The 8,974-nt window shown below is 71.6% G+C and carries 9 protein-coding genes; 1 reads left to right on the top strand and 8 read right to left on the bottom strand.

Features of this window, described 5'->3' with window-relative positions:
• Positions 1–355: 355 nt before the first annotated feature.
• The 8 genes from AB0E94_RS52155 to AB0E94_RS52120 form a co-directional block, all read right to left on the bottom strand.
• Positions 356–1,189: a hypothetical protein gene (locus AB0E94_RS52155; protein WP_360344232.1), complete on the bottom strand. Its 834-nt coding sequence runs from the start codon at positions 1,187–1,189 to the stop codon at positions 356–358.
• A complete protein-coding gene (locus AB0E94_RS52150; protein WP_360344229.1) occupies positions 1,186–3,648 on the bottom strand; it encodes an Hsp70 family protein in 2,463 nt (820 codons plus the stop codon). Before AB0E94_RS52150 ends, AB0E94_RS52155 begins: the two co-directional genes overlap by 4 nt.
• The gene (locus tag AB0E94_RS52145; RefSeq protein WP_360344226.1) at positions 3,641–4,156 is read right to left on the bottom strand and encodes a hypothetical protein; all 516 of its coding nucleotides are present in this window, start codon (positions 4,154–4,156) and stop codon (positions 3,641–3,643) included. Before AB0E94_RS52145 ends, AB0E94_RS52150 begins: the two co-directional genes overlap by 8 nt.
• A complete protein-coding gene (locus tag AB0E94_RS52140) occupies positions 4,153–5,220 on the bottom strand; it encodes a protein kinase (RefSeq protein WP_360344223.1) in 1,068 nt (355 codons plus the stop codon). Before AB0E94_RS52140 ends, AB0E94_RS52145 begins: the two co-directional genes overlap by 4 nt.
• Positions 5,217–5,969, bottom strand: a complete 753-nt coding sequence (locus AB0E94_RS52135) for an FHA domain-containing protein (protein WP_360344220.1) — start codon at positions 5,967–5,969, stop codon at positions 5,217–5,219. The genes AB0E94_RS52140 and AB0E94_RS52135 overlap by 4 nt, the downstream gene beginning before the upstream one ends.
• The gene (locus AB0E94_RS52130; RefSeq protein ID WP_360344217.1) at positions 5,954–7,327 is read right to left on the bottom strand and encodes a hypothetical protein; all 1,374 of its coding nucleotides are present in this window, start codon (positions 7,325–7,327) and stop codon (positions 5,954–5,956) included. The genes AB0E94_RS52135 and AB0E94_RS52130 overlap by 16 nt, the downstream gene beginning before the upstream one ends.
• A 165-nt stretch (positions 7,328–7,492) precedes the next feature.
• Positions 7,493–8,116, bottom strand: a complete 624-nt coding sequence (locus tag AB0E94_RS52125; RefSeq protein ID WP_360344214.1) for a response regulator transcription factor — start codon at positions 8,114–8,116, stop codon at positions 7,493–7,495.
• Positions 8,117–8,179: 63 nt separating this feature from the next.
• Positions 8,180–8,473, bottom strand: a complete 294-nt coding sequence (locus AB0E94_RS52120; RefSeq protein WP_360344235.1) for a hypothetical protein — start codon at positions 8,471–8,473, stop codon at positions 8,180–8,182.
• Between the two features lie 235 nt (positions 8,474–8,708).
• Here AB0E94_RS52120 and AB0E94_RS52115 point away from each other — a divergent pair, with 235 nt between their 5' ends.
• On the top strand, positions 8,709–8,945 hold the full coding sequence (locus AB0E94_RS52115; RefSeq protein WP_360344211.1) for a hypothetical protein: 237 nt from the start codon (positions 8,709–8,711) through the stop codon (positions 8,943–8,945).
• Positions 8,946–8,974 lie beyond the last annotated feature (29 nt).

Raw genomic sequence — 8,974 nt, 5'->3', positions numbered from 1 at the left:
ACAACACCCCCCTCCAACCAACCCTCTTCCCCACCCCGCCGCTCTCCCTTGGGGGCCTCGGCGGGGGGCGGCCCCCCGGCCCCGGCGGGGCCCGCCACTGCACCACTTACTTCTTCTTGGACTTCTTCGACTTCTTGTCCTTCTTGTCCTTCTTCTTGTCCTTCGCCATGGTGGTGCTCCTCTCAGCAGGCAGCATTACGCACCGCTCACGTGATGGAACCGTGTGCGACGGTTGCTGACCGTATGGCACCAAGGTGAACAGCTTTGGCACTCCGGGGCCACCGCCGGTCCGGCCGACCGGAGTTGACCTGGGCAAATGCGTGGCGGCGAAGGTTAATTTGAGATGTACGTCACCCTAACGCGCGGCGACCAGCAGGGTGACCGTGCGATTGTCCTCCGGCGTGCGGTGCGGGCCGTCCTGCTGATCCGCGCTGACCAGCTGAAACGACGTCAGCGGGAGCCCGCTCGCCCGGGCCAGCCGGGCCGCCGCGACCTGCGCCCGGGCCAGCGCCGTGGTCGAGCCGCCGGCGGTGCGCCCACCGGTCACCGGGACCGCGTGACCGACCACCGTGACCGTGACGTCGCCCGCGTCCCCCAGCGCCCGGCCCACCCGGTCGAGCGTGGCGCCCGCGCCGCCGCGGAGCGTGTCCCCGCGTACGAAGAGGCCCTCGTCGAAGACGACCTTCGTCGCGGCGCCCTGCGCCTCGATGGTGACCCCGGTGACCGCCAGACCACCCAAAAGTTGATCTTCAAGGGAGGCGGCGGGCGACGGCGTCGCCGACGGTGACGGTGACGGCGCGGGCGGCGTTGTCGTCGCGACCGGCGTCGCCAGGGCCGACGCCGACGGCGGGTCGGCCGGCTGCCCGATCAGCAGCACCGCCCCGGACAGCAGGACCACCACCACGAGCGCCGCGCCGCCGGCGGTCACCAGACGGCGGCGGGTGCGGCCGGCGATCGCCCGCCGCCCGGCCGCCGCGCCCTCGTGCGACGGATCGGCGGCCAGCACCCGCGCCCACGCCGCGTCCGCCTCGTCGAACTCGCCGCGCTGCGCGTGCACCCGGGCCCGCAGGTCGAGCGCGGCCGGCGAGTCACCGCCGAGCAGTTCCAGCGCGCCCTCGAGGTCACCGGCCCGGGCGGCGGCCCGCGCCCGGTCCAGCGCCAGCTCCTCCGAGACACCGGCCGTCGTCATCGCAGCAGACCGCCGATCTTGCCGGCCACCTCGACCGGCAGCAGCCGGACCAGCCGCTGGTTGACCGCGTCCAGGGCGCGCGGGTCCTGCCCGGCGATCGCCTGCCGGCCCTGGGCGATCAGCACGTCGGCCTGGGCCGAGATGCCGATCTTCTCGTGCTCCATGCAGAGCATGAAGAACACCTTCACCGGCCAGTCCGGCGACCGCCGCTCGACCTCCATCAGGAAGTCGTGCACCCGTTCCAGCTGCGCCTGGATGGCCGACTTGTCGCGGGCCTCGATCGCGGTGCGGGCCCGCCGGCGCAGCTCGCCGACCTCCCGGCGGTCGGCGTCGTCGGCGGCCATCTCGTCGGCTGCCGACAGCGCCTCCTCCAGCTGCTGGATCAGGTCGGGCAGCCCGACCGCGTCCTCGATGATGTCGAGTTCGGCCTGTACGTTGCGCAGCCGGTCCTCGGCGGTCGCGGCGGCGCCCGCGTCCACGCCGGACGCCTGGACCTGCTCGCGGGCGCCGGTCATGGTGCCCTCCCGGTCGAGGGTGGCGAGCCGGTCCCGGGCGTCGTCGGAGTCTCCGGAGGCGACCGCGCCCCGCAGGTGCGCCATCCGCCGCTCGGCGTCGTCCAGCATGGTGGTCAGCGCCACCGGGTCGGGGGTGCGCACGTCGTCCAGGGCGATCTCGGCCTCGAACTGGGTCTGGATCAACGGCACGTCGGCGACCACGGTGACCAGGCTGGACGTGTCCACCTCGAAGGTCACCTCGACCTCGCTGCCGGCCGGCAGGTCGATGCGGACGTCCTTGGGCCGGATCTCCAGCATGCCGACCTGCCGGTTGCGGTCACCGCGCGGCCGTTCACCCTGGACCACCGGGATGCGGATGACCGCGTCGGTGTCGGACCGGTTCAGCGGCGTCGACGTGCGGAACACCTCCCGCTCCCGGGTCGGCAGCGTGGCGCCCTTGCGGACCAGCGGCGCGAACGCCTGGTCGGCGAGCTGGATGCCGAGCGAGTGGGCCAGCCGGACACCGCCGAACTCGACGGCCCGGTGGGTGATCGTCAGCCCGTCCGGGGTGAGTTTCTGCGGCTCGCCCGACGCGGAGGTCAGCTCGACGGTGAACCGGGCGGCCTGGAGGTCGTCGATGTACACCTCGGTGGAGAACGCGCCCGAGGCGTTCGGGGTGATGGCGGGCGTACGGAAATCGGCGTTGCTGATCGTCACCCGGTAGCCGGACCAGTCGACGGCGCCGGTGGACCGCAACCGCCCGGCCACCGTGGGCGTGTTGATGGTGGTGGTCGGCTCGTAGGCCAGCTCGACCGCGAACTCCCCCACCGCCGGCTGGTGCGTGCCGGTCGACGGCCGGCGCAGTGTGCTCGCGAAGATCGCCGCGCCGCGGGCCACCACGGTGGTCGGGTCGAGGCTGTAGTCGAGCGCGATGCCCAGCCCGTGCCCCGGGTCGGCGAGGCGTTCCCGCAGGCCGGGGCTGAGCGTGACACCGCCGACCAGGAGCAGTTTGTCGATGTCGTCGACGTCCAGGCCACCCTCGGCGAGCGCGCCCCGGCACAGGTTGATCGCGCGCACGTAGAACGGCTCGGCGACCCGGTCGATGTCGTCGCGGCGCAGGGTGTGCTCGAACGTCTCGGTACGCCCACCGGGCAGCGTGATGTCGACCAGCACGTCCGCGGTCTGCCGCCGGGACAGCATGATCTTGGCTTCCTCGGCCGCCGACTTGAGCTTGGCGAACGCATCGCGCCACTGCGGGTTGTCACGCCGGAACTCGCTGACGCCCAGCCCGTTGATCAGCGCCGGGGCCAGCAGCCGCTCGACCACCGCCCAGTCGATCAGCTTGCCGCCCAGGTACGGGTCACCGGCGTGGTTGAGCACTCGCAGGTCACCGTCGCGCTTGCTGACCACCGCCGCGTCGAAGGTGCCGCCGCCGAAGTCGAACACCATCCAGTAGGCGTCCTCGTCGGCCTTCTGGAAGCCGTAGGCGAACGCCGCCGCCGTCGGCTCCTGCACCAGCGGGCAGGCCACCGTGAACCCGGCCAGCGACGCCGCCTCGGTGGTCGCCTTGTTCTGGTTGAGCGCGAACGCGGCCGGCACGGTGATCACCGCGGCGTCCGGCGCCACCCCGGTGTGGTGGGCGGCGTCGGCGCGCAGCGACTTGAGCACCTCGGCCGACAGCTGGACCGGGCCCATCGTGACCTGGCCGTCGACGAACGTACGGGTCGCGTCGGCCAGGCCCATCTCCAGTTTGAACTCGCTGGCCGCATTGGCCGGGTCACGGTCGGCCCGGTCACGGGCGGCGCGGCCGACGTGGACCACGCCGGGCTTGGGGATCCACACCGCCGAGGGGGTGATGTCCCAGCCGTCGTTGCTCTTGACGACCACCGGCACGCCGTCCTCGACGACCGCGATGGCGCTGTTGGTGGTGCCCAGGTCGATGCCGAAGTCGATCGTGTCACGCATTGCCAACCCCCGGGGTCGAGTCTGTCTTGACGGGGCATCCGACGATGACCTGTCCCATCTGGATGCGCTCCGCACGCAGGAAGACGGAGGGCCGTACGGTCTCCGTCACGGTTTCGGTGAGCACGTTCGGGTCGTCGTTGAAGACCAGCGCCTCCAGCGACCGCCCGGAGTCGAACGTCTCCCCGTCGTGGTCGCGGACCACCAGACCCGCGTCGGCCAGCGCCTCCTGGCACATCCGCAGGTAGCGGCCGGCCTGGCGGGCCTGCGCGCTGTCGCCGCCGGTCTGCTGGGCCAGCCGGCGACGGGCCCGCCACAGATTGGTGGCGGCGGTCGCCAGCGCTCTGGTGTCCGTCTCGGGTTCAGCCGCGGCGGCGTCCAGCTCGGCGATCAGCGTCGCCAGCCGGTCGTGCCTGGTCTCCGGCCAGGTCGGCGGCGGAATACGGAACGCCCGATGGTGCCGCCGCTGCCGCAACTCGGTGCGCAGTCGGTCGAGCCGGTCGCGAATCACATGATCACCCCTCGGCGCCAGAGCGTGAGTGTGTGCAGATGCCGGTCCCGCAGTCGCGGTGACAGGTTCACGGCCTCCTCCAGGAGGTCGGCGGCCCGCTCCAGCGCGCCGGGACGGCGCGCCAGCGCGAACGCTTCGTCGGCGAGGGCCTGAGCGCGCGCTCCCGGCTTCTCGGTGGCCTTCGGTGGTACGTCCACCGGCCGCGCCGGAACCTTCAGCGCGTCCCGGCGGGCCCGTAGCGCGTCGGCGAGCGCCCGCCCGGTGGGTGGTCGCTGTTTCGCGTCCACCGAGAGGGCGGCCAGCAGGATCTCGTCGAGGGCCGGATCCACATCCGGGTTGTACGCGCTCGGCGGCAGCAGCGGACGCTGGAACCGGACCATCGAGAACGACGAGAACTGCCCGCCGTCGTGGTACGGAATGTGGTTGGTGAGCAGCAGGAACGCGATCGTCCCGACCGACCAGACGTCGCTGGCGCACGAGTAGCCCTGATGCTTGAGCACCTCCGGGGCCATGAACGCGTGGGTGCCCTGCGCGCTGGCCAGGTGGGTGAACGGATCGGCCCGCTTGGCCAGCCCGAAATCGCTGACCCGGACCCGCATGCCGGTGCCGTCGTAGCCGATCAGGATGTTGGCCAGGCTCAGGTCGCGGTGCACGATCGGCGGGATCTGCGTGTGCGCCACGGCCAGGCCCTCGGCGATCTGCTCGAGGATCTCGACGACCAGGTCGACGGGAACCTGCGAGTGGTACGACCGGGACAGCCGTTCCAGGCTGCCGCCGGCCACGTACTCCATGGTGAAGAATCCGCGCAGGCCGGCCGCCGTCTCGACGATGTTGGCGTCGAACAGCCGCACGATGTTGGGGTGCCCCAGCGTCGACAGCAGCTGCGCCTCGCCGAGCATCTCGCGGGTCTTCTCCAGCGAGGCGACCTGTTTGAACAGTTTCATCGCCTGCCAGCCCAGATACTCGTGGCGGACCCGGTGCACCTCGGCGAACGCGCCCTCGCCGAGCAGCCGGTCGATGACGAGCGTGTCGGTCACGCGGTCGCCGCTGGACAGCAGAGTCATTCCACACCACTCACGTTGAGGCGGTAACCGATGCCCTTGACGGTCTCCAGGATCACCGGCGCCGACGGATCGGGTTCGATGCTGCGGCGCACGGCCCGGACCACCCCGGCCAGATCGACCCGGGTGTACGCCCGGTGGGTGGCCCACTCCTCACGGGCGCCCCACAGCGCCGTGATCAGCTCGGCGTGATCGCAGGCCACCGCGGCGCCGTCGGCGCTGCGGCCGACCATGTAACGCAGCAGCTGATGCCCCTGCGGCCGGAGCCCGAGGACAGGTGTCTCGGCCCCGTTCACGATCCGGTAGGCGCGTGCCGACACCCAGTCGTAGCGCAGACTCGGCACCGACCGCGGGGGTGGCGGCAGCGCGCCGGCCGGCGCCTGCTGGGTGGTGTGCGGGTCGAGGAACAGCAGCTGCCAGTAGAGCGGCTCGCCGTCAGGGGTCATGTCGCCGAGGATCAGGATCGCGTCGCCGTGCTGGATGCGCCGCCGGCCGAGCAGCCGTTCGGTGGTCTCCCGGGAACGCAGCAGGGTGCCGTTGACGCTGGCGTTGTCGGTCACCATCCACATCCCCTCCACCAGGTCGAGTGAGCAGTGCAGGCGGCCGACCCAGCGCTGCGGGTCGGGGCTGAGCGCCACGTCGGGGGACTGTTCGGGCGCGCGGCGGCCGATGGTCACCGAGTCGCCGTCCAGTTCGATGCCGCGGGTCACGCCGTCGGGCGACGTGATCCGCAGCGCTACGGCGCCGGCCACACGACCTCCGCCCTGTCGCGGTCCGGGACGGTGACGGTCACCGCGGGCGGCGGCGGCGCCGAGTTGCTGTCGTTGTCGCAGTCGGCGAGGCCGAAGCAGGCGCCGAGCAGCAGCGCGCCGACGGTCAGGATCGCGCTCCACGGCACGTCGCTGCCGCCGCTGTTCGCGCCCACGGTGACCCGGGTGCCGGACGCCCGCAGCTGCGAGGTCACCCGGTCGATCTCGGCCACCGCGCCGGGCAGGCCGGCCAGCTGGACGCGCATGTGCGCCGCCAGGTTGCCGGCCGCCTGGTGCTGGCCGGAGCGGGCCAGGAAGGTGATCTGGTTGAGCAGGTCGGACAGCCCGGTCGCGTTCTCCCGGAACGCGTCCCGGTTCTCCCGGATGGTGGCCCGGGTCTGCGGGTTGAGCGCCAGCGCCTCGGCGTCGTTGAGCAGGGCGTCGGACCGTTCGTCGAGCGGTCCGCACTCCTCGAAGACCCGGTTGGCGCAGTTGTTGAAGGCGATCGCGACCACCTCGCAGGCGTTCGAGGTACGCCGGAACTCGCTCGGCGGCAGCAGCGCCCGCAGCCGCAGCAGCGTGATCGGCAGCCCGCGGGTGTTCTCGATCGCCTCGTCGAGCTCACCGGCTTCCAGCAGCTCCCGTGTCTGCCGGACGCCGGTCTCGATCGTCTCGTAGAGCGGGCCGGCCGCCTCAGCCAGCATGTCGCCGGCCAGGTCGGACCGCCCGGTCCAGCCGTGCACGATGCGGGCCAGCGGCTCCGGGTTGTCCGACGCGACGGCGAGGGTCACCAGTGGGCGCAGCAGCGCGGCGGGCAGCCCGGCGCGCAGCTCGTCGACGACCGTGTCGTCGAGCCGCCGGTCGCCGAGTTTCCGGGCCCGGTGCCGCATGTGGTCCCAGGTGGCGTTGCGGCGCAGCACGCCGTCCCACAGCCGGGCCGCCTCGGACCAGAGCCGGTCCAGGTCGGTACGGTCGCGGCCCGGCGGGTCCAGTTTGCTGTACTCCTGGTCGAGGGCCATCCCGTGCGCGATGGCCGCCTTGTCGTGCTCGCTGTGCAGCGACGACGGGCACCCGCAGTCGCCGCCGGGCACGTCCCACAGCCAGAACAGCTCGTCCACCAGCCGGTACCGGGGGTCACCCAGCAGCCTGTCGAACGCCGCCCGCACCTCGTCCGCGTCCACGTCGGACGGAACCCGATCCACATCGGCGCCCATGCTCATCGCCGCGACCACCTGCTGCCGGCGCTGCCGGACGGCCCGATGGTCGGCGACCGTGGGCAGGCCGGTGACGCGGAAAGCGTTCAGGCGGAAGAGATCCGGTCCGGCGGCGGTCCGCAACACATCCGCCGTCGTCTCTGCCATTCGCCCACCTCACCCTTCGTGCCGCTTACATCCCCAGGACCCCCAGTCTGGTACGAACACCCGCGACCATGCGATGGAAAGGGGTTGGAAATCGTTTGGATGTAAGGCCTGAGCCGCGGTCCACGGTAGACATACGGCGCCAGGCATCCCGGGCGTGTCGGGGTGTCAGATCATGCCGGCGCGTAACGCGTAGGCGACCGCGTGTGACCGGTTGCGCAGCTTGAGGCGCTGAGTGAGCCCGTGGATCACGTTCTTGACGGTGCGCTCCGAGTAGCAGAGCTGCCCGGCGATCTCGTTGGTGTCCAGCCCGTCGGCCATCAGCCGGAGCACGTCGATCTCCCGGGTGGTCAGGCCGGAGGCGTTCAGGCCGTTGGGGGCGAGCACCTCGCGTTGCAGCCGTTCGATGTGCTTGAGCAGCTCGCCGACCAGATTGGGCGGCATGATCCCGCCACCGTTGGCGGCGGCGACGACGCTGCGCACCAGGCGTTCGGCGGTGACCGCGGAACGGTGCAGGATCGACACCACCCGGCATTCGACGGCGGTGAGCAGCTCCGCCTCGCTCATCTCGCTGATCACCAGCACCACCGGCAGGCCGGTCTCGGCAGCCGACTGGCGCAGAGCGGCGATCGCCTCGGTGGTGAGGCGGTCGCAGGAGAAGACGAAGGCGCGGGCGCCGGCCCGGTCACCCGCCCGCAGCAACGTGACCTCGGCGCCGGCCTGGAGCAGACTGGCCAGTCCGGCCTGACTGACCGGGTCCGCTGCCTGCAGTACCACCCGAACCCGTTCCACTGATCCACCTCCGCTGATGTCGTGTCGCCGCGACAGTCTCTGAAGGTGATCTTCAAAAAATCTTCAAACGCCTGGAACGGCCCGCGCCCGGCGCAGCGCCTCGATGTATTTCGGCAGCTCGACGGCGGCCTGCTCGAGCCGCCCGGGCGCCATCTGGGCGGTGAGGACCGCCTCGGTCACCTCGTCGGCGTGATCGTCGCGCAGCTCGTCGAGCCAGCCGGTGGGCATCTGCTCCCAGATCCGGATGACCCGCAGCCGGGCGCGCACCTCGGACAGGGTCCGTTCCAGGCCGGCGATGGCCCGGTCGGCCTGCCGCGCGTCCAGCACCAGCCGGCCCTCATCGGCGAGGGTGAGCATCAACTCACCCGCGAAGGGGTTCGTGGTGAAGTCGGACGGCTCCGGCACCCGCTGAGTCCATCAGCGAATTAACGGCGGCGAAACCCTCTGTTCGGCCAGCGTGCCCGACCCGCCGCACGATCTTGCCCGGGTCGCCGGACGGGGCTGGTCAACTCGGACAAGACCGACTACAAATGTGAGGATGCCGGGCTTTCACGTCACGTTCCTGGTTCGTTGCCAGATGGTGTGCGGCTAGGTGATGGACATCCAGCTGCTGGGCCCGGTCCGCGCGCGGCGGGACGGCGCCGACATCGGTTTCGGGTCCGCCCGCAGCACCGCGGTGCTCTGTGTGCTGGCGCTGCACGCCGGGCACGCCGTCTCCCGTGACCGGGTCATCCACGCGGTGTGGGGCGAGGACGCGCCGGCTCCGGCGACGACTTCCATCGAAGTTCGTTCATGCGCCGACGGTAACTTGATGTCAGATGCACAGTAAGTGCGCGCGGGCCCGATCGGGACACCGCG

Origin of the sequence: Actinoplanes sp. NPDC026670 (assembly GCF_040638175.1) — a bacterium.
Lineage (GTDB): Bacteria > Actinomycetota > Actinomycetes > Mycobacteriales > Micromonosporaceae > Actinoplanes.
Note: the sequence above shows the minus strand (reverse complement) of the source record. Positions and strands in the feature narration are given on the sequence as shown.